A 251-nucleotide genomic window follows, 5' to 3' on the forward strand; every position below is an offset into this window, starting at 1 on the left:
CGTCTGGATCTACCCAGCGACTACCTGCTACTACAAATGCCAATGCTGCCGCATTCATCATGATCTCAAGACTCATGAGCATAAATAGGAAGTTACGTCGTACCATGACGCCGCACAGACCGATGGCAAATAAAATACCTGCCAAAATCAGTCCATGGCTCATGGGTATCATACCCAGTACATTTTGCACCTCAGCAACTGGCTGTACTAAGCCTGCCACCTCATGGGCAAACGGCACGTTTGACACATCT

General features: G+C 48.6%; 1 protein-coding gene. It reads right to left on the reverse strand.

Annotation, left to right across the window (positions count from 1 at the left end; all coding sequences use genetic code 11):
- Positions 1–172 (reverse strand): NADH-quinone oxidoreductase subunit K (locus SB772_RS43685; protein ID WP_410838987.1); only part of this gene is annotated, 172 nt, incomplete at its 3' end.
- Between the last annotated feature and the right edge of the window lie 79 nt (positions 173–251).

Origin of the sequence: Paraburkholderia sp. SIMBA_030, assembly GCF_046535245.1 — a bacterium.
In the GTDB taxonomy this organism is placed as follows: Bacteria; Pseudomonadota; Gammaproteobacteria; order Burkholderiales; family Burkholderiaceae; genus Paraburkholderia.